Source organism: Leptospira dzoumogneensis (assembly GCF_004770895.1).
In the GTDB taxonomy this organism is placed as follows: domain Bacteria; phylum Spirochaetota; class Leptospiria; order Leptospirales; family Leptospiraceae; genus Leptospira_B; species Leptospira_B dzoumogneensis.
The window spans coordinates 64334-87813 of record NZ_RQHS01000015.1 but is presented as its reverse complement, the minus strand read 5'-3'; the positions used below and the strand labels follow the sequence as shown (position 1 = coordinate 87813).

Annotated in this window: 18 protein-coding genes; 15 read left to right on the top strand and 3 right to left on the bottom strand. The window is 41.1% G+C overall.

Annotation, left to right across the window (positions count from 1 at the left end; genetic code table 11):
• Window positions 1–92 precede the first annotated feature (92 nt).
• From EHR06_RS09740 to EHR06_RS09680, 13 genes are all read left to right on the top strand, one after another.
• Complete coding sequence (locus EHR06_RS09740; protein WP_135756825.1) at window positions 93–653, top strand: LPS assembly lipoprotein LptE; 561 nt, start codon at window positions 93–95, stop codon at window positions 651–653.
• 139 nt (window positions 654–792) lie between these two features.
• Window positions 793–1281, top strand: a complete 489-nt coding sequence (locus tag EHR06_RS09735; RefSeq protein ID WP_008595524.1) for a Fur family transcriptional regulator — start codon at window positions 793–795, stop codon at window positions 1279–1281.
• Window positions 1278–2402 (top strand): tRNA guanosine(34) transglycosylase Tgt, encoded by a 1125-nt coding sequence (tgt, locus tag EHR06_RS09730; RefSeq protein ID WP_167492286.1) that lies wholly within the window; start codon window positions 1278–1280, stop codon window positions 2400–2402. The genes EHR06_RS09735 and tgt overlap by 4 nt, the downstream gene beginning before the upstream one ends.
• Window positions 2403–2471: 69 nt before the next feature.
• A complete protein-coding gene (locus EHR06_RS09725) occupies window positions 2472–2807 on the top strand; it encodes an STAS domain-containing protein (protein ID WP_008595243.1) in 336 nt (111 codons plus the stop codon).
• Window positions 2808–2848: 41 nt separating this feature from the next.
• Window positions 2849–4432, top strand: coding sequence for a lipoprotein LipL71 (locus EHR06_RS09720; RefSeq protein ID WP_135756823.1), 1584 nt, complete (start codon window positions 2849–2851; stop codon window positions 4430–4432).
• A gap of 144 nt (window positions 4433–4576) precedes the next feature.
• On the top strand, window positions 4577–5449 hold the full coding sequence (nadC, locus tag EHR06_RS09715; protein WP_135756822.1) for a carboxylating nicotinate-nucleotide diphosphorylase: 873 nt from the start codon (window positions 4577–4579) through the stop codon (window positions 5447–5449).
• Between the two features lie 2 nt (window positions 5450–5451).
• Window positions 5452–7485, top strand: a complete 2034-nt coding sequence (locus tag EHR06_RS09710) for a RelA/SpoT family protein (protein ID WP_135756821.1) — start codon at window positions 5452–5454, stop codon at window positions 7483–7485.
• Between the two features lie 117 nt (window positions 7486–7602).
• The gene (locus EHR06_RS09705; RefSeq protein ID WP_135756820.1) at window positions 7603–9441 is read left to right on the top strand and encodes an extracellular solute-binding protein; all 1839 of its coding nucleotides are present in this window, start codon (window positions 7603–7605) and stop codon (window positions 9439–9441) included.
• A gap of 14 nt (window positions 9442–9455) precedes the next feature.
• Window positions 9456–10523, top strand: a complete 1068-nt coding sequence (locus EHR06_RS09700; RefSeq protein ID WP_135756819.1) for a hypothetical protein — start codon at window positions 9456–9458, stop codon at window positions 10521–10523.
• A 298-nt stretch (window positions 10524–10821) separates the two neighbouring features.
• Window positions 10822–12123: an adenylosuccinate lyase gene (purB, locus tag EHR06_RS09695; protein ID WP_135756818.1), complete on the top strand. Its 1302-nt coding sequence runs from the start codon at window positions 10822–10824 to the stop codon at window positions 12121–12123.
• The gene (locus EHR06_RS09690; RefSeq protein ID WP_135756817.1) at window positions 12123–12887 is read left to right on the top strand and encodes a Rossmann-fold NAD(P)-binding domain-containing protein; all 765 of its coding nucleotides are present in this window, start codon (window positions 12123–12125) and stop codon (window positions 12885–12887) included. Before purB ends, EHR06_RS09690 begins: the two co-directional genes overlap by 1 nt.
• On the top strand, window positions 12884–13987 hold the full coding sequence (locus tag EHR06_RS09685; RefSeq protein ID WP_135756816.1) for an AraC family transcriptional regulator: 1104 nt from the start codon (window positions 12884–12886) through the stop codon (window positions 13985–13987). Before EHR06_RS09690 ends, EHR06_RS09685 begins: the two co-directional genes overlap by 4 nt.
• Before the next feature lie 70 nt (window positions 13988–14057).
• Window positions 14058–14885 (top strand): sterol desaturase family protein, encoded by an 828-nt coding sequence (locus EHR06_RS09680; protein ID WP_135756815.1) that lies wholly within the window; start codon window positions 14058–14060, stop codon window positions 14883–14885.
• Window positions 14886–14924: 39 nt separating this feature from the next.
• On the opposite strand, the gene EHR06_RS09675 is transcribed toward EHR06_RS09680, so the two are convergent.
• Genes EHR06_RS09675 through EHR06_RS09665 form a run of 3 tightly spaced genes read right to left on the bottom strand, consistent with a single transcriptional unit; the run spans window position 14925 to window position 19894 of the window.
• Window positions 14925–16940 carry a PAS domain S-box protein gene (locus tag EHR06_RS09675; RefSeq protein ID WP_135756814.1) on the bottom strand — a complete coding sequence of 672 codons (2016 nt, stop codon included), beginning with the start codon at window positions 16938–16940 and terminating at the stop codon, window positions 14925–14927.
• Window positions 16941–16985: 45 nt separating this feature from the next.
• Window positions 16986–18920 carry a hypothetical protein gene (locus tag EHR06_RS09670; protein WP_135756813.1) on the bottom strand — a complete coding sequence of 645 codons (1935 nt, stop codon included), beginning with the start codon at window positions 18918–18920 and terminating at the stop codon, window positions 16986–16988.
• Window positions 18917–19894, bottom strand: coding sequence for a glycosyltransferase family 2 protein (locus EHR06_RS09665; RefSeq protein WP_135756812.1), 978 nt, complete (start codon window positions 19892–19894; stop codon window positions 18917–18919). Before EHR06_RS09665 ends, EHR06_RS09670 begins: the two co-directional genes overlap by 4 nt.
• A gap of 198 nt (window positions 19895–20092) precedes the next feature.
• Here EHR06_RS09665 and EHR06_RS09660 point away from each other — a divergent pair, with 198 nt between their 5' ends.
• Complete coding sequence (locus tag EHR06_RS09660; protein WP_008594836.1) at window positions 20093–20434, top strand: STAS domain-containing protein; 342 nt, start codon at window positions 20093–20095, stop codon at window positions 20432–20434.
• 14 nt (window positions 20435–20448) lie between these two features.
• A complete protein-coding gene (locus tag EHR06_RS09655; protein ID WP_135756811.1) occupies window positions 20449–23475 on the top strand; it encodes an LIC_11026 family protein in 3027 nt (1008 codons plus the stop codon).
• The last annotated feature ends 5 nt before the right edge of the window (window positions 23476–23480 follow it).

Genomic DNA, 23480 nt, shown 5'->3' with positions numbered 1-23480 from the left:
ATCTGAGAAATTTACCGGAAGGCTCTTTGGGTGGTGACTGAATGTCTGCACTTTATCCTTGCCTCTCTGTACTCCGGGAAAAGCATGATGTTATGAGGATTTTAGTTCCGATTTTTCTGGTATTTTGCCTAAGTTCTTGCACTTATATGACTCGGGAGCCCGGCAATCCTCCTAAAATTGACGGCATTCCCATCCCGGATTCCAAACGCACCGTGTATGTGCAGAATTTTCGGAACAATTCTTATGGGATCGCAATGCATACCACTCTTTCCGATCTGGTAAAACAAGAGATCAATTATAGAGGAAGATTTATCCAGACTAGGGAGAAATCCCAAGCCGCATATCGTATCTACGGAGAGGTCAGTCATTACCAACAGGTAGGAGCTCTTTTGGATCAGGGCGGCCAGCAACTGAGTAAAGAGATGTTCGTAGTCTGTAAGGTGGAACTCCAAAAAGCCGGGGGCGAAAAAATTCCATTAGAAAGAACTGAAATCCCCGCGAGAATTATCTACTCGGACCAAGTTGGTTTTATGGAAACAGAGGGCCAGGCCCAGACCAGATTACTCAAAATTCTTGCGGTCCGTATCGCAGAAGAATTGGAAAGAGCCTGGTACTATTCTATAGCGGGCAAGATAGAAGGTGAGGAAGAGTAAGTATTTCATTTCCTAAAAATGAAATTCCACTTGATAATTCTCATAACCGGATCTTAAATTGTGGAAAAGAATGTGAACACTCGAAATTCCTTGATCCGAAAGGAAAATTCTGCAAACTAGTTCCATCTTCTCCTGAAAAATGAATAAAGATCGAGAAACTGAAATTCTGAAAACCGTAGACGATTCCATCCGGATGGAGATGAAAACTTTTTCTGATTACTTACAGAAGAAGGGACTGAAGATCACCAACCAAAGGATGTTAGTCGCAGAACGTATTTTCTCCCTGCACAATCACTTTACTGCGGAAAGCCTCTTGGAAGAATTCAAGGACCAGAGGGATAAAATTTCCAAGGCCACCATTTACAGAATTCTATCCATCATGGTGGAAGCGAAATTATTGCAGGAGCATAATTTCGGCCAAGATTATAAGTATTACGAACATATCATAGGTCATACTCATCACGATCATATTATCTGTGGAGACTGCGGCAGGATCGTAGAATTCATGGATGAAAGGATCGAACAGTTGCAAGAGCAGGCTGCTGCAAGCAACGGATTTAAGATCACCGGTCATAGTTTAAATATTTACGGCACTTGTTTGGATCCGAATTGTCCGAACAAAAAATGATCTATAGATCCAGGGTTTCGGATCCAAATTCTTTCGCTCGCACCGGAACCTTATCTCTCAACGGAATAGAAATTCCAACACCAGTTTTTATGCCTGTGGGCACAAGAGGTGCCGTCAAGTCCCTGGATTCCGACGATATAGATGAGTTAGGTTACGAACTGATCTTAGGAAATACATATCATCTATATCTTCGTCCGGGCACAGAGGTCCTGGAAAAATTCGGCGGACTTAAAAACTTTGTTTCGTACAAAAAGGCTCTGCTCACTGACAGCGGTGGTTTCCAAGTTTTCAGCCTGAATTCTCTCGTAAAATTCAAACAAGAAGGAGTGGAGTTCCGCTCTCATATAGACGGAAGTCCTCATTTTTTCACACCCCAGAAAGTGATCGATATCCAAAGAGCGATCGGTTCCGACATTATGATGGTGCTGGACGATTGTCCTCCGGGAGATGGAACTGTTTCTAGGATCAAAGACGCTTTAGACAGAACTCATCGCTGGGCAGAAGAAGCCGTGAATTACTGGATGAAAGACAAACGTAATCAATTTCTATTCGGGATTTTCCAAGGTGGAACCAATTTAGATCTGAGATTGGAAAGTCTGGACAAGATCCGATCACTCCCATTCTCAGGAATTGCGATCGGAGGTCTTTCCGTGGGAGAACCGAGACCTGATTTTATTAGAACTATGGAAGGAATTTCCTCCTATACCGACAGGACTAGACCATTATATCTGATGGGAGTAGGAACTGTTCCGGATATTTTGGAAGGAGTTCGGAACGGAGTCGACATGTTTGACTGTGTTCTTCCCACCCGCAACGCTAGAAATGGGCAAGTATTCACCTCTCAAGGAAAAGTGAATCTCAGAAATGAGAAATGGAAGCTTCTAGATGAGCCGATGGACCCGGAATGCGAATGTAAAGTGTGTAAAAGATACAGCATTGGGTATATCAGACACCTGCATCACGTGAAAGAGCTAAGCGCATTTTCCTTGAGCACGTACCATAATCTGCATTTTATGAAAAAGTTCATGAAAGAACTTCGACATTCCATCGAAGTTGGAAATTTCAGCGAGTTTTTCGTTAAATGGAAAAATTTGTACGAAAGACCGGAAATTTCTCGTTGACTATATAGAGAATGACCCCCCTATTGTAGGATGGTTCAAACAGATAAAGAAAGGAGTTGCTGATTTTTTATGGAAATCACCAGAAGGGAAAGCGGTAACATCGTCATTCTGGACATCAATGGGGAGATCGATTTATACAACGCCCCTGAGATTAAGGATGTGATCGCAAAGCTCATTGAAGAGCAGAAATACTATACGATTATCAATCTGGAAAAGGTCTCTTATATCGACTCATCCGGAATCGGTGCTTTGATTTCCAGCCTCTCTAACTTAAAAAAATACCAGGGTGGACTTAAAATTATCAACGTTGCGGGTTCCGTAAGAAAGGTATTTGAATTAACTAAATTAACATCATTCTTCGAGATCTTTGATAACGAAGCTGATGCAGTCGCTGCCTTCAAATAAGTAAGGCACACTCTAACGATCCTCTGGCTGGTGCAAAACAAATGAAAACTTTTCGAGCTATATCGTTCCCATCATTGGTACTGGGAGTTTTAGGATTCCTAGTTGCCTGTGGGTCGGAACTACCCGTAAAAGAATTGGCGGAAGCAAAAACCGCTATCACTCGCGCTAAAGACGCAGGTGCAGAAAGATACGCTTCCGGAGAATTCGAGGAAGCTCGCAAAAGTCTTTTGACTGCTCATGAAAAAGCTTCCAACGAAGACTTAGGCGAGACCAAAAAAAGCGCCGAATACGCAAAAAGTAAGGCGTATGATGCATTAGAAAAATCTTATCCTCAATTGACTGAGGATTCTAAGACTCAGGCTAACACCGCTATCAATGAAGCGGATGAGGCTTATGCTTCTCAACTCGCTGCAGAACCTTATAATAATGCAGTAGAGCTTAAGAAAGAAGGGGACACTCTAAGAGATAATGCAGATCGCACTTTGGAATCCTATTCTAAGGAATCCGGAGACGATGCAAAACTCAAGACTCGTCTTGCTGCTTTCGATCAGTTCGAACAAAGTAATAAAAAATATTTAGAGTCCAAAAAAGCGGCAACTGATGCCAAGTCTTTGGCTCTTTCCCAAAAACAACAGTTGATCGATTCTCTTGCAGATATCGAAAAAAATCTGGATGATGCGGACAGATATGCGGGTGGTGGGGACCCAGAAGTTTCTCAAACTAGAGAACGTTTGAATGCTGCTAAGGCGAAAATCGACGAAGGAAAGATCAAAGAAGGTTATTCCGAAGTAGATGATATTCGCAAAAAATCAGCAGAACTTGTAGCTAAAAACATCCAAGCTTACGCACTCAAGAAGAAGGCAGAAGCAAAAGATTCTATCGGAAAAGCTAAGGATAAACTTTCCGGGATCGATCAGTCCAAACTGAAATCCAGCAAAGATCTCCAAACTTCTTACCAAAGAGCGGACGAGAACTTAAAAGCAGCGGATGAGTCTTTAGCTTCCGCAGAAGATCTATATTCTTCCGAAAAATACGAAGATTCTATCGGTAGATCGGAAGAAGCGATCAGACTCTCTCGAATCGTAGTAGATCAGTCTGATGATATCGCAGAAAGATTACGCACTGGATCTTCAGTTGCGGGCCGCAAAGGTGATGCAGGAGATTCTAGTTCTTCTTCCACCAGAAAAGGAGAAGATTCAACTGCTTCTTCTTCCGGAGAACTTCCTGAAGGTTGGAAAAAATACGTAGTTCGTAAGAAAATTCCTGCAGATTGCCTCTGGAGAATTTCCGCTTACAAACAACATTACGGTACTTCTAAACTTTGGAAACGTATCTATGATGCGAACCGCGGAAAGATCAAAAATCCAAACTTGATCTATCCTAAACAAGTATTGCTAATTCCACCTGCTAAAGGATCCACTAAATTCGATCCTAAAAAGCAGACTGGAAGCGACAAAGTAGAAGCTTCTACACCAGAGGAGAAGAAGGAAGAGACTACAACTCCTCCAGCTTCCACTTCTGAGCAAGAACCGGAAGAAGAAGAGCCTTCTACTCCAGCACCTTCTACAGAAAATGAGCAGCCTTCCGATTCTGGTGAACAAGAAAGCGACGAAGAAGCTCGTTAATATAAGTCTAATATTTTAGCAACTCTAACGAATGTGAGGCTCGGATTTTTCCGGGCCTTTCTTTTTTACGGAGTATGAAAATTTCGAATTCCGCTTGATCCTCATTTATTATTCGAAACAGTTTTACTTAGCGGTGAATTCCAAGTGAAGAGGGCTTATACTAAGCCTATATCAGAGACGAGCGCAGAGGATTATTTTCCCCTGGCTAAAATGGCATGGGACGAGGATTGTCCTGACCAAGATATAACGTCTGTTTCCTTATTCTCTCCAGATCAAAAAGCGATCGCGTACTTAAATGCAAGGGAAGAAGGTATTCTCTGCGGAAGCGGTGTCTCTCTGGTGCTCTCCAAACTTTCCGACGGAGATTTGCAGTTTAACTTCTTCTTTAAAGACGGAGAAAAATTCGTCAAAGGGGATAAGATCGCAGAGATACAAGGCAGTCTCCTCTCCATGCTGCGTGTAGAAAGGATCCTTCTAAACTTCTTACAATATCTTTCCGGTATTTCTACTTCGACTAGAAAGATCGTGGATCAGTACGGGTCTAAGGGTATAATGATCCTGGATACCAGAAAGACACTCCCAGGTTACAGGAAACTTGCAAAGTATGCGGTGTATTGCGGCGGAGGTTCCAACCATAGATTGGATCTTTCTGAAATGGCGATGATCAAAGACAATCATTTGGCTTTATTCGGATCTGCAAAAATCCCAGTAGGAAAGATCAGATCCAATTTTCCGGGAAGAATGGTGGAATTGGAAATAGATTCCTTGGATCAATTGGAAGACGCACTCGAAGCGGAACCGGACGTTTTATTATTAGATAATTTTAATATACCTGATACACGAGAAGCGTTCCGAAGGGTAAAAGAAAAAAATCCTAAAATCCTAATAGAATGTTCCGGAGGGATCACTCCTGAAAAATTAGAAGCATTGTCCGAATTTCCTGGAGTAGGAGTGAGCATGGGATACCTGACTCATACTACCAGATTTTTGGATCTTGGTTTGGATATAAGGACCTAAGAATGGGATTTGTTAAGGCTCCTGCCACCAAAGAAATGTTAATCGAAGGGGTTCGGGAAACCATGGGTCCCGAAGCCTTGGAAATGATCGAAAAAGCCTATAAGGTTTCCGAAGATTCTCACCAGGGACAGTTCCGTCTTTCTGGTGAACCTTATATCGTTCATCCTCTCCAAGTAGGTTTTATTTTATATGAGTTGGGACTGGATGAGAAGGTAATCTCCGCAGGGATCCTTCATGATGTGATCGAGGACACAAAATACACAAGAGAAGATATGGTCCGTGACTTCGGAACAGAGATCACTCAACTTGTGGAAGGTGTTACTAAAATTTCTCAGATCAAAAGCCAATCCAAAGAAACGGAAGCTGCCGAGAATATCAGAAAGATCATCATCGCGACCATCCAGGATATTCGGGTCATTCTGATCAAACTTGCGGATAAGACCCATAATATGAGGACTCTTTCTTTCCAACCTCCTGAAAAACAGAGAAGGATCGCAAACGAAACTCTTTCCTTATACGCTCCAATCGCAGGAAGACTCGGTATCTACTCGGTTAAATCTGAACTAGAAGATCTAGCGTTCCAGGTTATCTTTCCGGAAGAATACCAGGACATTAAAAAGCGTATCAGCGCTAAAAAATCAGAAAGAGAAGATTATATAGAAAAATTACAGCTCATCCTGAAACAGAGACTCGCTGAAATACAGATCAACGCGAATGTAGAAGGAAGGGCGAAACATTTTTTCTCCATCTATCGTAAGATGAAAACGAAGGAAAAAACCTTCGATGAAATTTTCGATCTAAGAGCGATCCGTATCGTTACGGATGAGATCAAGGATTGTTACGGAGTATTAGGAATTGTGCATACACTTTGGTCTCCTGTTCCGGGAAGATTTAAGGATTATATCGCAACTCCTAAGACGAATATGTACCAATCACTTCATACCACGGTGATCGGTCCCGATGGGAAACCTTTGGAGGTGCAGATCCGTACCGCAGAGATGAATGCGATCGCCGAATTCGGGATCGCTGCCCATTGGGTCTATAAAGAAGGTAAAACCCACGCTAATGAAAGACATCTAACGGTTAAGTGGTTGGAAGTCCTACAGACTTGGCAGGATTCCGCTTTAGATCCTAAAGAATTTTTAGAAGAATTAAAATACGATCTTCACGAAGATGAAGTATTCGTTTTCACTCCTAAGGGAGAGATTATACAACTTCCAAAAGGTGCTACAGTTCTAGACTTCGCATTTAGGATCCATACCGATGTGGGTTTGCATTGTAAGGGAGCAAAGATCAACGGTAGAATGATCCCTCTTCGTACGGAACTACGCAGTGGTGATCAGGTAGAAGTTGTAGTGGACAAAAGATCCAAACCTTCTCCCATCTGGCTTCGTATCGTTAAAACTCCTTCTGCCAGACAAAAGTTACGCGCTTATTTTAGAAAACTCAGAGAAGAGACAAGCAAGGATCTTGCACAAGGTGCAGAGAGTGCGGCAGAACTTACTCTCAACGCGGAAGTATTAGAAGAACTTAAACGTAAACCTTCCGAAAAAGTTTCTAAACAAACTCAGGCACAAGGCCAGGTCGCAGGCGGGAAAATTTTGGTAGCGGGACTACGTGATATTCCTGTGCGACTTTCCGGTTGTTGTTCTCCTCTTCCTGGGGACCAGATCATCGGTTTTGTAACTAGAGGACGTGGTGTTTCCGTTCATAAGAAGAACTGTAGTGTCGCTTTAAAACAAAGAGAAGAAGAACAACTCAGGCAGATCACCGTGGATTGGGACTATGGCCAAACGGAACCTGTGCCAGTTCGGGTGGAAGTGAAAGCAAAGGATCGTCAGGGAATTTATCTAGAGATGGTAAAAAGTATCTCCGGGACCCAAACGAATATTTTGGAAGCAGGAGCTTCTACAGTACAAAAAGATACTTTGATGGCCCGCTTCATGATAGAAGTGGAACATTTGGACCAATTAAAGGAGATCCTAGGCAATTTGAAACGGATCCCGGACGTTGTCTTTGCTCATAGGGTTAAATAAGGATTCTCCGCGAGGTTTGGTCCTTCTATCTTTTCATCGAAAATTTTACATTTAAGTTTGCCTGAAATCGGGTTTTCCCGGAAGCTTTCGAACACGAACATTCCTAAGAGGTGTGCTTTGAACCTTGCTCTAAAAAATTCCAAATTCCTAAACATTTGCTATTTTACACTTTTATTATCCGTAATTACTTTCTCATTCAACGGCTGTAAAGATAAGGAAGAAGTCCAAATTTCAGTAGCGACCGAAGATATTCCTTGGGAGGGCGATCCGAATAGTATACCGGAAGCATTGAGAAAACCGAATCCTTCTGTTTCTCCTAATGCAAAAAGGGGAGGGATATTCAGGATCTATAGCCATCAGTATCCTAAATCTCTGAACTGGTATTTGGAAAATTTCTCCACCACTGCAGAGATCTTTGGGCAGATGTTCGAACCACTTTTGGAAAGACATCCGATTACGATGGAACCTCTTCCTAAACTTGCTTCTTCTTGGAAGATCTCTTCCGATAAAAAAACTTTTACATTCAATCTGGACAAAAACGCAAGATGGAGTGATGGCAAACCTATCACTGCTAAAGACGTATTATTTACTTATGAAATTATCATGAACAAAAAGAATAATACCGCACTTCATCGGATCGATCTTTCTCGTTTTGAAGCTCCTAAATTGGTGAATGAATTCGAAGTTGAATTCACTCAAAAAGAGATCCACTGGAAGAACTTTGAATTTATCGCTTATGATTTTTTTATTCTTCCGGAACACTATTATAACGGAAAGGATTTTAATAAGGAGAATTTCGAGTTTCCTGTGATCTCAGGGCCTTATGAATTGCAGTCCGCTAAAAAAGGGATCTACGTAAAAATGAAACGTAGGAACGATTATTGGATGAGGGCTTATCCTTTTTATAAAGGAACGGATAACTTCGATACTCTGATCTTTAAGGTATTTAACGACGATGCAGTCGCTTTCCAAGCATTCAAAAAAGGTGATATAGATCTATATCCCGTATATAAGGCGGCTACCTGGGTCCAGGAAACCACAGGGGAACCTTTCGATAAAAATTATATCGTAAAACAAAAGATCTATAATGATAAAAAGTCGGGCTTCCAAGGCTGGGCATTCAATATGAGAAGAAAACCTTTCGACGATGTTCGTATCAGAAAGGCGATCGCTCATTTAGTGAACAGAAAACTTATGGTGGATAAACTTGCATTCGGAGAATACCAGCTCACCGATTCTTATTACGGCTCCGTTTGGGAAGAAGGCCAATTACCGAATCCTGCGATAGATTATGATCCGGAGGCTGCTAAAAAACTTTTTGCAGAAGCGGGATGGAAGCCGAATGCAAAAGGTTTCTTGGAAAAAGACGGTCAACAATTTGTGATCCATATTTTAGAAAGAGATAGAAGTGTAGAAAAATATTTTACTCTATTTATGGAAAGAGTGAAAGAATTGGGCATCCAAGTTACTATTGAAAGCACTGATCTTGCGAACTGGTCCGAAAGAATGGACAAGTATGATTTCGATGTTACCTGGGCTGCTTGGGGAGCTGGAAGTTCTTTCCCGGACCCTGAACATCATTGGGATTCTAAATACGCGAATGAGAACGGACAGAATAATTATAACGGTTTCAAAAACCCAGAAGTGGACAAACTCATAGAGCAGCAAAAAACGGAATTCGATATTAAAAAAAGAACGGAAATCTTAAAGAAGATAGATAAGATCTTAACTAAAGAGGTGCCTTACGTTCTTCTTTGGGGAATTAAATCCACAAGAGTTCTTTATTGGAATCGATTCGGAACTCCTGAAAATCCTCTCGCCAGATATTCCGGTGAAGGTGCAGCCAAGTCTTTATGGTGGATAGACGAAGAAAAGGACAAGGCTCTAGAAAATTCTAAGAAGAATAAAACGGCTCTTCCTCCTTATAAAAGAGACTTGTACTACCATTCCAAATAAGGTTTGGGATTCTGATGGCAAAAAAGGGAAGATTCAGCGAATTCGGAGAAGCGATCCGAAATTTTTGGAACTCTCCCGGGATCCCCAGCTTTATAGAGATCCTGGAAAAGGGTCTAGATAAAGAATTATTTTTTGATCCGGACAGGGCGGATTCTCAGATCCCAAAAGAGGATCTGCCCATCGACTTCCGCCTCAGGCAGTCAGGTTTTGCGCGAAAATTTTACGAAAAACTTTTTCCAGTATCTCATGTGTTTCGGATAACGCATAGATATGGGAGGGAATTTTTAGATAATTTTATGCCTCTCGCCTCGGATAATTATATAGGAAGAGGTTCTTATAAATTCGTATACACACTTCCTTGGAACCAAGTGGTCAAGATAGGAAAATCCAAACTTCCTTCGGATCCTATTTTTGGTTCTTTATATAAAGAAGTGCAGAATAATCTGGAACGTTATTTAAAACCGGAAGAGATCGGACTCATGCATCATTTGCAAAAATCCGTATGGGGAGAGTCCAAAAGAGACGAGATCCGTTTTAAGTTTGCTCGTTTAGGATTGGAAAGACTTCATTATTGGAAACTAAAAAGTCTGATTCCCGATCTTGTACTTCCCACTCGATTTTTTATGGGCTTACGTTTTAGGAGGAGTCCATTCGGTATTCCTGTGGTCACACTGACTCCTTGTGATAACCAAAATTTATTACCAGGAAAACACTTAAAAGAATTCATTCGATTGAATGAGAAGGTGAGACAAAACCCGATCCAGGATGCACTTTTTCCCAAATGGAAATTGAACTTCGATACTCACAGATTCGGGATCATCAATAAATCTAAACTCAAAAAGATCGCTTTGGACTTTCATAGAGTGATAGAAGTGACCCGCTATCTCGCGTCCGAAGAAAAATTGATCTTCGACATTCATTCCGAAAATATCATCATCACCATCCCCGACTTTGAACTTAAAATTTTCGATTACCATGTTTTTGATGAACATCTATACGAGCCTAGTAAGGAAAACCCTTCTCCTGAAGTGGATCATATTAATCTGATCAAAGAGTTCGTGAGTTCTTTTGAACTAGGGTAAGTAGGTTCGCACAGAGATCACGGAGAACACAGAGTTAATTGCACGCAGAGACGCAAAGCCGCGGAGGATTTTTCAGGGTGGGTAGACCTAGGAAATTGCGGAATTGTTTGCAGGAACTCCTTCCTTCGTTTTTTTCTCTCCGCGTCACAGCGGCTCTGCGTGGAAAATAACTTAGCGTCTCAGTTTCTTCTCCGTGTCCTCTGTGGACTCCGTGCGAAAACTTTAGGGGAAAAGCCGTTTACGGGACAACCTGGGATAAAAATCCTATCAATGGGGGTATTTCCCCGAGGAAACTGGAATGATTGATCGGTATTCGAATCCGGAAATTTCTAAAATTTGGGAATTGGAGAACAAATTCGATATTTGGAAAGAGATAGAAATATTGGCAACCGAAGCCCGGATGAAAAAGGGAGAGGTTCCTAAGGAAGACTTCGAAGAGATCCGTTCCAAAGCAAGATTCAATGTGGATGAAATTTTGGAGATAGAGGCCAAGGTTCACCATGACGTTATCGCATTCTTAACTAATATGAATTCTTATATCGGACCTGCAGGCCGCCATGTGCATTACGGCCTCACTTCTTCCGATATCGGGGACACTGCACTTTGTGTTCAGATGGTCCAAGCAATGGATCTGATCCTGAAAAAAACGGATCAGTTGATCGAAGCGATAAAAGAGAAGGCGATCCAATACAGAGACCTTCCTTGTATAGGCAGATCTCATGGTATTCATGCAGAACCGATGACTTTAGGTTTGAAATTCGCATTATTCTACGAAGAAATGAAAAGAAACAGGGTGCGTATGGCCCTGGCAAAAGAAGAAGTTGCCGTAGGAAAATTATCAGGCGCGGTCGGAACTTATTCCAATATAGAACCCGACATAGAAGAATATGTTTGTGAGAAGTTAGGACTCAAGCCGGACCCGATCGCAACACAAGTGGTTTCCAGAGATAGACATGCTGCTTATATGTCCGCGTTAGGTGTGACTGCTGCGAGTTTGGATCGTTTTGCAACTGAAGTTCGTCTTCTTCAAAAAACGGAAGGCAGAGAAGTGGAGGAACCTTTTTCTCCGGGGCAGAAAGGATCTTCTGCAATGCCTCATAAAAGAAATCCAGTGATTTGTGAAAGGATCTCCGGAATTTCCAGAGTGATCCGTTCTAATGTTTCTACCGCTTTGCAAAACGTTGCCTTATGGCATGAAAGAGATATTTCTCATTCTTCCGCAGAAAGGATAGTTGTTCCGGATTCTACGATCGCTCTTGAATATATTCTGGATAAAATGTTATTCGTGGTAAAAAATCTGCATGTGTATCCTGATGCGATCGAAAGAACTTTGGGAACCACAAGAGGTCTGATCTTTTCTCAAAAAGTTCTTCTTCATTTGATCGAAAAAGGCGGGATCACCAGAGAAGACGCGTATACGATCGTGCAAGGCCATGCGATGGCAGTTTGGGCGGATGTTTCTCAGAACCTGAAGACTAGACTTGCGGAAGATCCTAAGGTGCAAAAGGTTTTGAAACCTGGAGATCTGGATTCTATCTTCCAAATTTCTCCTTACTTAGATAAGGTAGGTTTGATCTATAAGAGACTCGGTCTGGAGTAATGCCTAAGTTTGCGGTTTTTGGGCTGGGTTATACCGGCCTGCGTATTCTAAGTACATTAAAAAAAGAGAATACTGTTATAGGGATTTCTCGTGTTACGCAGGTCGAAGGTTCTATTCTTCTGGATCTGTCCGATATGAAAGCCTTGGAAAAATTTCGCAAAGAAAATGAAGGTCAAGTATTTGACTCGAGCCTTATCACCTTCCCCGCTCAAAAATTGGAAAATAGAGAACAGGTTTTTGATACTATATTCTCTATTTCCAAAACGGTCTGGATGTTTGGATCTACTAGCATCTATCAAAGGATCACATCCGATATCACCGAAAAAACTTCTCTAGATCCGGAACATGATCGTTACGAAACGGAGTTACAATTTTTGGAGAAGGGTGGTAAGATCCTCCGCCTTTCCGGGATCTATGGACCCGGTAGAAATCCAGCCAACTGGGCAAGAAAGGGTTCTGTTAAAAAGACAAAACGACAATTGAATCTGATCCATGCGGATGATATTTCGGAAGCGGTACGTTTACTTCTATCTTACCCCGGAAACGATCTGCCTTCCGAGTTAATTTTATCAGATGGGCAATGGCATACATGGTTAGAGATCTTTAGATTTTTAGAAGATCATGGCAAGATCCAGGCTGTTCCGGAAGAAAAGATGGATAGAGAGGACAGTTTTATAGATAGCAGCTTGATCCGGAAATTTCTTCCTGGTTTACAAACAAAGGACTTTTGGGGAGAATTGGAAAAACTGGAAGAACTCATTTGATCTCACAGATCACGGACATATTACATTTATTCTGTCTTTCGAATTTAATCTTCATCATCGGACTCTTAGGATGGAGGTATATTTACGATTTTAGGATACGGATCGCAGGAGGGTTTTCTTTCGGGATCGTATGTTATATCATTCTTTCCTTGGATCCAGATTTAAAGATCCCTTATTCTATCCGCGTATTTTTATTTGCCGGTCTTATCAGTTTACCTTTTTTCTTTTGGATGATAAGCCTCGCAATCTTCGAAGATCATTTTGAGATCAAATTTTGGTATTGGCTTTTACTGATCGGTAAGGTTGGAGTCTCTGCTTGGTCAGTCTATCCCGTGCTGGAACTGATCAATATGAGAGGACCCATAGTTTCGGAAACTGTCCTTGCTCATATCATTATTCCTACTCTTCTATCCTTGGGCTTCGTTGTGGCGGCAATCATACGGATCTATTCGGGACGAAAGGACGATTTGATCGAAACAAGAAGAAGGTTACGTGAGATCCATATTCTGATGACCGGAAGTGTGATCACTTTTAATATGTTCTCTCACCTGATCTTAAGAGGTAAGGTCTTATCTGAAATTTTAGATTTAGCGAATGTGGTCCTTGCTTGGGGACTTATACTCGCATTCATGTATTTGGTTTTCGAATTGAAAGAAGGTCTCGTGGATCCAAGACCGGAAGAATCAGAGGACAAAGAAGAAAAAGCAGTTTATGCCGATCCGGCATTGAAGAAAAAATTAGTCTCCGCATTCGAAGAAACTAAACTTTATAGAAAAGAAGGTCTGACGATCGGGCAGCTTGCAGAAGATCTAGAAGTACAGGAATATAAACTCAGAAGGTTGATCAATCAGGCAATGGGTTTTAGGAATTTTCCGGACTTCTTAAATCGTTACAGGATCCAAGAAGCCTGTGAAATTCTTTTGGACTCCGGAAAAGACGAGATCCCTATTATTAGGGTCGCTATGGATTTGGGCTATCAATCCTTAGGACCTTTCAACCGTGCATTTAAAGAACTTACCGGGGTCACTCCTACAGAATTCCGCCGCAATCGTGGCAGGGACGAATCCCTAAAAAGTACCGCCGATTTCGAAATCAGCTAGAGATTTTTAAAATTCAGATAGGCTTAACCTCATCCTATCGTGTAAACTGTGTATACACGGAGAGAACGGGATGAACGAGATCACTGATCAAATTGGTTATACTGCTTATTATTTTCTTACCTTAGGGATACTATGGTTCCGCTATATCTTGATGGCAGGGATCGCTTATATTTTTATTTGGGTGATCTTTAAAGATAAGCTCAAGCACAAGATTATCCAGAAAAAACTTCCTGAAAAAGATAAAATTTCTTACGAACTCAAATATTCGGCGATCACTCTTTTGATCTTTGCTGCTTCCGGAATTTTAGTAGTTTTAATGAAGAAGGCCGGCTGGACTTTTATCTATGATAAAGTAGAAGACTATGGAGTTCCTTATCTTCTATTCAGCATTGTTGCCTTAATATTCCTGCACGACACTTATTTTTATTGGACCCATCGATTGATGCACCATCCTCTTCTATTTAAAAGAATGCATTTGGTCCATCATAAGTCCACGAATCCTTCTCCTTGGGCTGCATTTTCTTTTCATCCTTACGAAGCAGTTGTAGAAGCAGGGATCGTTCCGCTGGTGATCCTGTTCTTGCCAGTGCACACGACTGCTCTTGTGGTATTTTTCTTTTACAGCAATTTTTTGAATGTATTGGGACATCTTTCTTTCGAACTTTTTCCGAAAGGGTTCATAGAGAATAGAATACTAAGACTTCATAATTCTACTACTCACCATAATATGCATCATAAATACTTTAACTGTAATTATAGTTTGTATTTTAATATTTGGGATAGGATTATGGGAACCAATCATGAGAATTACTTCGATACTTTTAGAGAAGTGACTCATCGAGAACCTGAGGTAGTGGGGGAAGCAAGTTTAAGAGAGGTGAAGGTTCAGGGGATTTAGAATGGAGATTCCACTGTAGGAACTCCTACATCCAAATCTCTAATAAGAAGCTGGGAATCTTATCCTAGTAACAGTCCCTTGCTCGGAAGAAAGATCCATCACGGAACCTTTTAGCTGCTTAGTCAAAAGGTCCACAAGTTCCAGACCCATAGAGTCCTCGGATTTAGGATCCGAAGATTTACCCTTTCCGTTATCCGTAACATCCAAATGGATCCAATTTCCGTCCTTGTAAAAGGAGATCTTGATGATCTTCTCCTCGGAATGTTTTTTAAAAGAGAATGCATGTTTTAGAACGTTAGTAACCAACTCATTCAGGATCAAACCGATCGGGATTGCGGAATTCTGTTTGATCGGAAGAGATTCACAATTTAGGAAAATTTGGATCTCTTCCTTTTTATGGCCGAAGGATTTGAGAAGACTGTCCACAAGCCTGCTTACGAACTCCGGGAAAAATTCGTCGCTGATCTTATGCTTTCCATATAAAGATTCATGCACATAGGCCATGGACAATATTCTATTTTGGGATTCGGTCAGAACTTGGACAGGATTGCTTGCTTCCACCTGTTCCAATTGGATGGAAAGTAAACTGGATAAAACCTGTAGATAATTTTTGACCCTATGATGAACTTCTTTGAGTAAGATATCCTTCTCATGGAGGGCATTCGCCATAATTTCTTCCGCAAGTTTTACTTGGGTGAAATCCATGATAAAACCTTCGAGAGCGATCAATTCTCCATTCTCGCTTTTGACCCCGGAGCCTTGTTCGAATGCCCAGCGCATTTCTCCGCTTCTCTGATAGATCCTATAGAGAAGTCGATACGGAATATTTTTACTAACAGCCGTAGTAACTTCATTAAAAACCCTTTCTGCATCATCCGGATGAATGATCTCCCCAAAGGCGACCGTACGATTGGAAACGAAGTCCGAAGGAGAATAACCGGTAAGCTCGAAACAACCCTCGCTGATGAACTCCATCGTCCAGTTAGGATCATATGCACAACGATAGGCGATACCCGGAAGGTTCCGGATCAAAGTAGAAAGTTGTCTTTCACTTTCTTTTAATGCAGTTTCCGTCTTTTTATAATAGGTGATGTCTGTGCACATGGCGAGTGCGCCGTCATAATTACCTTGAGGATCGAAGATCGGGTTCGTAGACATCAAAAGCCAAACGGATTCTCCGTCGGGACGTTTGAAAAAGAAATCATGTACTTCCGCCTGCCCTTGTCTTCTTTCTTCCAATCTTTTGTTCACCAAGTTCATTTGATCGACCGTAATAAAATCGAATAAACTTTTGCCGATGAGTTCCTTCTCACTCATCCCTAAAAATTCCGCCATTTTAGGATTTACGAATCTAGTTTTGGCTTCTTTATCGATGAGCCAGATCCCTTCTAAGGTGGTATCTACTATCTTTTTGTAATTCTCTTCCGTTTTGGAAAGTGCCGCTTTTGTTTCTTCGAAAAATACTAAAAGTATTACGATCGCGGAAGAGAATCTAAAAAGGCCGGCGAGGAAGAAACCTATAAATCCGAATTCAGGATGGAATCTCAGAAAAGGATAATTAAGAACATGAAGTCCCCAAAAGATAAAGATCCAACCTGCAATGATCTTTCCTAAGCTTGGGATCAGGTTTTTAGTTCTGAGAAAAATGATGCCTGTATAAATTTGGGACCCGCCTATCAAAATATAGATAGGCCAGATCATATAAATATCTTTTATCTTCTCAAAATCCAAATACATCGCCCATAGACCGGCCAATGCAAATAGAACTTGGAATGGTCTGGAGAATGGCCTATTTAAAAAATAAAAACATCCTAGGAATTGGAAAAGAGCTCTTATAAAATCGATAGAGAAGGCGGGGAAATATCTGTAAGAATCAACACCTCCTACTTGTAAAATATTTCCGAAGTAACCTAAAAGATGGAAAACCCAGCAGATGGACCAGGCAAGCAAAGACTTCTGTCCTTCTTTTTTATATAAATATAGGTAAATAAAAAATAGAAAAAAGGCGGAAGGCGTAGCCGCGATAATGGTGGGTAATAACCAAGGATGATTCACGATGCCTTGAGCCGTTTGCCGAAAACTGGTTTCGGTTTAGTCCGATTATTTTCTAATAAGACGAAATTCTTTGAAACAATAATCTCCGGTCTTGTGTTTAATTTCTTTGATTGGCTCCAGGGTAATTCCTAAACTTTCCGCTCTTGAAACAACCTTGGGAGGCAGTTCGCAGGAAGGCCCTAGATACAGAGCCTTGTCAAATTCGTCCCAGGATTTCCATTTGTATTTGCTGTCGTTGCGATATTTCCCTTTTTCAAACGTTTTTTGTTTGAACAAAAGATCGAATTCAGAGGCGAGAATTCTTCCAGGCACCTGGAAGTTCTCCTCATCGTGGAATGTATTGAATGCGACGTATTTCCCTTGGGGATCTATCTCCTTGGCAAATTCTCTTGCAGGTTCGAAAGTTGCAGTGTCGAACCCTTTTAAACAGAATTGGTTTTTAGAAAGATAGGTTTGGCTGAATAGTCCACCTTCTCTCAAAAATAGGCTCGAGGCCCAAATTAAGAAGAATAGAAAAATTCCGTAGAATAATAACTTTCCGCTCTTTTCAGAAATTTGAACTAATCTGAAAGACCATAGACTTAAGATCGTAAGCAATGCAGGCAGCGGATAAAATACATGTCTCAATTGTTTGTTTCCGGTGCTTGCGTCTATGACTATGTATTGTAAGAATACGATCACAGTGATCGCGAATAACGGGTCTTTTAAAAATTTAGGCCAGGCTATATTCTGTAATTTAGAAAGTAAGGAATCTATTCTTCCTTCTCCTTTTGTTACCGGAGGAGAAGTTTTTTCTTTTCGATTCAGATAAAGCCAGTATCCGATGATTGCCAAAGAAAATAAGAAGAAGGTCCTAAAGATCCAAGGCTCATTGAATACATGGCTCGCAGGAAATTTATCTTCCGGTGATTCGAATAAACTTAAGATAAAACTGCGGACAAATTTGTTCACGATCATCTGAGCGTTTACCAGACTCATCACCCTGTCTATATTGGTAAATAACCAGATAAAACATGGAAGGATCGCATACAGATAAAGTATTTTGATAGAAGGAGGAGAAATTTCCCCCAGACCCTTTCTGTTCTTATATAAGAAATAATTGAAATCTAAAAATAGAAGAACTGTAAGGAAATATAATACTTTTTTAAAGGATCTTTGATCCAGGTTCCAATCCGTCACAACTCTTAGTACCGGCAGGGAAAGGACGAGTAGAACTACTAAGATCAAAAATAAAAGTCTGAGTCCTTTGTAATGTACCTTCACCGAGAATCGAACAAATCCGATCCATTCCGGAAATCTGGAAATCAACTCGAATAGAAAGATGGAGATAAATAACAAAAGTCCGTAAGGATACTTGGTGAAAAATAGAAGGATCAAAACTACGGAAACTAAAGCCGCCACCTTGGAACCTGTAGGTAAACTTTCTCCGGGTTTTAGGTCTTTTACGGAATCATAAAGTTTATACAGACCCCAATACACCCAAAGAAGGATAAACATCCCTTGGGTTTCCAGCATAGAAGAAAGACTATAAGCGGGAGTCTCCGAAGTATGAAGGCTTAACGCTAATACGAAAATAGAAACTAAACTTCCGAAAAGGAAAGATTTCGAAATTCTAGATACGATATAGATGATAGAAGGAAAACAAAGGGCGTAGAATACCAAACCAAGGAAGGAATCTTTCCAAGTGATCGGCCATTCTCCCGGGCTTGCTAAAAGTAAAAGAGAGAAGATCGGACGAAGAGGCGGCCAGGTCGCTGCCTCTAAAAATGGAAGTGTTGCCCTCCAAATTTTGCCGTCTCTATAATCTTGGAACTGATCATAAACTGCCGTTAGGCGGATATTCTCATCCCAGGTCAAAAGATCCGTAATAGGACAGATCTCTAAAAATGCCTGCCAGTTCTTGGAGATCATAACTCCAACTGCAAATAGTGCGATCAGGCCGAATAAAATTCCTAAAACTCTATCCCAGGTGCGGTTCATTTTTTACTTTTTGGTTTCGAAGAGTAGATCTTTTCGATCACATACAAAGGGCGATTCTTGGATTGATCGTGGACTCTGCTTAAATATTCGCCTATCATACCTAAGGCGATCAGTTGGATCCCGCCTAATACCAATACTACGATCATAACCGAGGTCCAGCCTTGGATGGTATTATCCGTAAACAGTTTTAAGTAGAGAATATAAATGGTATACAATGCTCCGAAAAACGCGGAAGTAAACCCTAAATAAGAGGAAAATTTAAGCGGGGCAGAGGAGAAGGAAGTGATCCCATCCAAAGCGAACTTGAGCATCTTGCTCACCGAAAATTTAGTCTCTCCGTCGAACCTTTCGTCTCGATCATATTCCAAACCTGTTTGTTTGAAACCGATCCAAGCGATCAGTCCTCGGATATAACGATGTTGTTCCTTCATGGAGACTAGAACATCAGTCACCCTTCTGCTCATGATCCTGAAATCTCCGGTATCTATCGGGATCTCGAATCTGGTCAGTTTTTTTAGGATCCTATAAAATACGTGAGCAGTGATCAGTTTGAAAAAAGACTCACCTTCTCTTTTTTTTCTTCTAGCATAAACAACATCGTAACCTTCCGACATTTTTGCGTAAAGGTCTGCGACAAATTCAGGAGGATCTTGTAGATCTCCATCCATGACTGCGACTGTTTCGCCTCTAGCAGTATCGATCCCGGCAGTGATCGCCAATTGGTGTCCGTAATTTCTAGATAAGTTCAGAAGAAAAAAACCTGGCTCTGATTCGCAGAATTTTTTTAATACATCGAAGGTGCCGTCTCTAGAACCGTCGTTTACAAAAAGAATTTCAGTATCTTCCTTACCGAAGTGATGTTTTTCTTTTAAAATAATGAGAAGGCCCCGAAGTCTTTTCACAAGTTCGGGGATGGTTTTTTCCTCGTTATAAACGGGAATGACTAGGGATAAAAGAGGGGGCTTTGCGGGCATTGCTGACCTTGGTACGATGTTTGTATTCGCCCAAAATGTCGACAATATTTCCCGTAATTTCTGACGGAGCTAAAACCTTGTTTCTCTTTGATTTTTGGGAGCTTTCGAGGGATTCTGTCAGTCAATTCTGCAAAAAAGGGCTTTACAAGGAGGCCGGAATGCAGATCTTATATAAGCACAAAAATCCAAGAAAGGGTTATGAAAATCAAAGTCACCACTAAAAACGACGTTCACATCATCAAGATCGAAGGCCCGATCAAAGCGGGCAATGAATTCGAACTTGGTCAAAAAATCGAGGAGTATATCTCGAAAGGTGACGTTCCTAAGTTTATCATCGACCTGAAAAAAGTTCCTTTCATCAACTCAGCCGGTTTGGGGATGTTCCTTAATATCTACAAACATATAGACGGTCTGAAAGGTCGTATGGTATTCACCAATTTGAATAACGATATCGAAAATCTAATGGAGATTACAAAGTTAGCCAGCATTTTCGAGATCTACAAAACGCTGGAAGAGGCTATCGAATCCTTCGAGTATTAGCCTAAACATTTCGGTTGGCTTCCGAGTTTCTACAGTATTTGAAAAAGAAAAAACTCCGCCTTGGGATCATCGCGGGGATTTTTCTCTTCTATCATCTCCTTTTCAACTCAATCACAGGACAGATCCTAACGGATAAAATTGCATCTTCCATATTTGCGGGGAAGTTCGAGGCGAATGTAAGAAGTTTTTCTCCATTCTACGGGATCAGATTCACAGACATAAAATTATATCCCGCAGCCGACTGGGGTCAGAAGCCTGTACTGACCGCTAAAGAACTGGGGATCTCCTACAATCTTCCTCTCATCCTATTCGGAAGATTGAAAATTTCCAAAATTTCCATCCATGGATTGGAGTTAGACCTTAAACAAAGAGGAAACCTTTGGAATATCTCCTCTGTTTTCCCTCCTAGCAAAAAAGAAGAAGCCCCCGCCGAAAAATCAGAACCTCTTACTGAGATCCGGACCTATATTCCAGTCAGCGCATTCTTAGAACTGGATCTGAAAGATATCAATGTCCACGTAAATTCAGAAAACGGATCCAAATCTTACTCCGCAGGCCTCGAAGGATTAGAGCTTGGATTTCTTTTGGATACGGATCGTTTCACTCGAATTCCATTCGATCTGAAAGTTTTGGATCTGATAGATGAATTCCAGGTGAAATTGAATCCGGAGAATCAGATAAAACTCGGATTCCAAGATTCTTCCGGAGGCCTCGACCATCCATTTAGATGTACATTAATTTGGGAAAGAGTAGAAGGTTCCAAGGCAGGGTTCCATTCCAGACTTGACCTTGGCTCCGAAAAAATACCTATACGAATTGCAAACAGGGTCAGTGCACCTTTCGGTTTTTCTATAAAATACGATTTAGATGTTTCGCCGGAGAAGAAGGAACTACTACTCCGGAATTTAGAATGGAAAGTAGGAGAGGATACCTGGTTAGAAGGAAGCGGGAAAATCTCGGACTTTGCGCCGGATTCCGGAAAAGTGAATCTCGCCATCCAAAAGTCCAGGATAAGACTCGCACCTTTATCGGATTTTTTGCATAGTCTTGGATTTGATTCATTCTCTATGAGCGGAGAAGCAAGCCTTGCTCCTATTTTAGCGGAAGGTGATTGGAACAATCTAAGAGTTTTGGGAGAAGTTCGCGGGAACGGATTGGATTTCAGAGTAGGTAAGAAAAGGCATTCAATCCCGGTATTCAATTTGGATTGGGATATTCGGATAGATCCGCAGAGTGAAAAAGATCCGGGGCCTAAGATCCCTCTTCCATGGATGAGATCTTTTGCATTCAAAAATTTGAAAGCAATATATAACGAAATTCTGTTAGAGGGAAATTTGAATTATTCCCAGGCAGAAGGACCGGATCTGGATCTGAAATTGGACAATTTCGGACTAGGAGATTATCTTACGGGATATTCCGGAAAATTTTCGGCAGAACTTTCCGCTTTTGGAAAAGATTTTTCGCAACTGGATGCAGGTTTAAAATTACGAGCTAGAGGTTTTAGATTTCCATTGGGCAGAGGAAATTCCGGAAATATAAATCTGGAAGGAGGCCTAAAAGCACTATTCCATTTTCCTAAAAAAGCCTGGGGTCTGGAGGAAATATTAGTATCTAATTTGAACCTGCAAGCCTTCTCCCCTGAAGGAAACTCCGCAGCAAAATTGAATACGGGCGGAAGGATCGGACTTGGAGAACCGTTCGTATTAGATCTGAAAAAAGCGGGATTGGATCTGGACTTAGAATATCTTGTTCCTCTTCTTCCTTTATCACTCCGAGAAACATTGATCCCGGTCCGGAACCAGGTAGGAAAGAAGATCGGACTGGACGGAGATTTTTATTATTCACTTGGAGATCATGGACAGAATATCCAAGGAAGTCTAGGCGTAGATCTGCCTGGAATGAATTTGAGAGATGGAAAACTTTCTTTAGATCTAAAGATGATCGGAAGTCCAAACTCTAAGATCAAGATCGATAAACTAGAGTTAAGCGCATTTTCCAAAAAATTATATTTGGGACTTGGTGGAGAATTAACCAAGGCATCCAAAACCGGACCTTCTCCTTCTTTGGGAGAATTTATCCCGAGTTTAAAAGGAGAATTAAAACTTGTATCTCCTAAAGAATCCGGGCTTATCAAAGGACTATTCTTTCAGGGAGAAGCAGGGGCTAAATTTAACTGGTATGGAAGTCTTATCCAAGGGGATTTAATATCTAAAAATTCTAATATACTTTTGCAGAGCGGTGTCTGCCCGGGATACGATTGTAAATTATATAAGATAGACGGCTGGAATGCGGATGTTCCTTTCGCTCACGATCTTTCGGTCAAAGAAACTAAAAATCTGATCGAAGGAAATAAAAGAAAATTCGTGATGAATTACGGCAGAACACCTGCTCCTAATTTTACGATCCGACAGATCATCGGAAATCATCCTTCCTTAAAAGGAACTCCTTTCGAATACAGCAGGCCCAAAGCGGACTCTCCGGGACTTTCCGCTAATCTGGAATACTCGGAAAATTATTTACGAATGGATTATCTCAAAGTATATACTCTGGACGGGGAAATTTGGGGTAAGGATATGATCGTTAACGTGGGCTCCGGCGATCCTGAAAAAATGGAATATTCTGTTTCTTTAAGAGTCAAGGATATAGATCTAAAACAATTGCTTCCTGCTAAAACTCAAGCCAAGATTGATGATGGAAAAGTGAAAGCGGATCTAAATCTTTGGGGAAGGAATCTGGGTGATCCTGTTCCTAATTTGAATTTGTTCTTTAGTATCTATCAGATCGGGAACGATTTTGGGAAAAGTGCGATCAATATTTTTGCACCTTCCAATATACTCACCGATTTTATCTACGGAAGTTACGCGGTAGATAAGATAGAATTGGAATTGTCCAAAGGTTTGGTATACGCTGTGATCTTATTTAAACGTTCCATTTTAGGAACTATCATCCAGTTAGAGAATAACCAGGTATCCCAACAGAGAATGCCTTTGGCAAACTTTCTCAAACGTGCCCAGAACGAGATCGAAACTTTCAATCAGTGAAACTT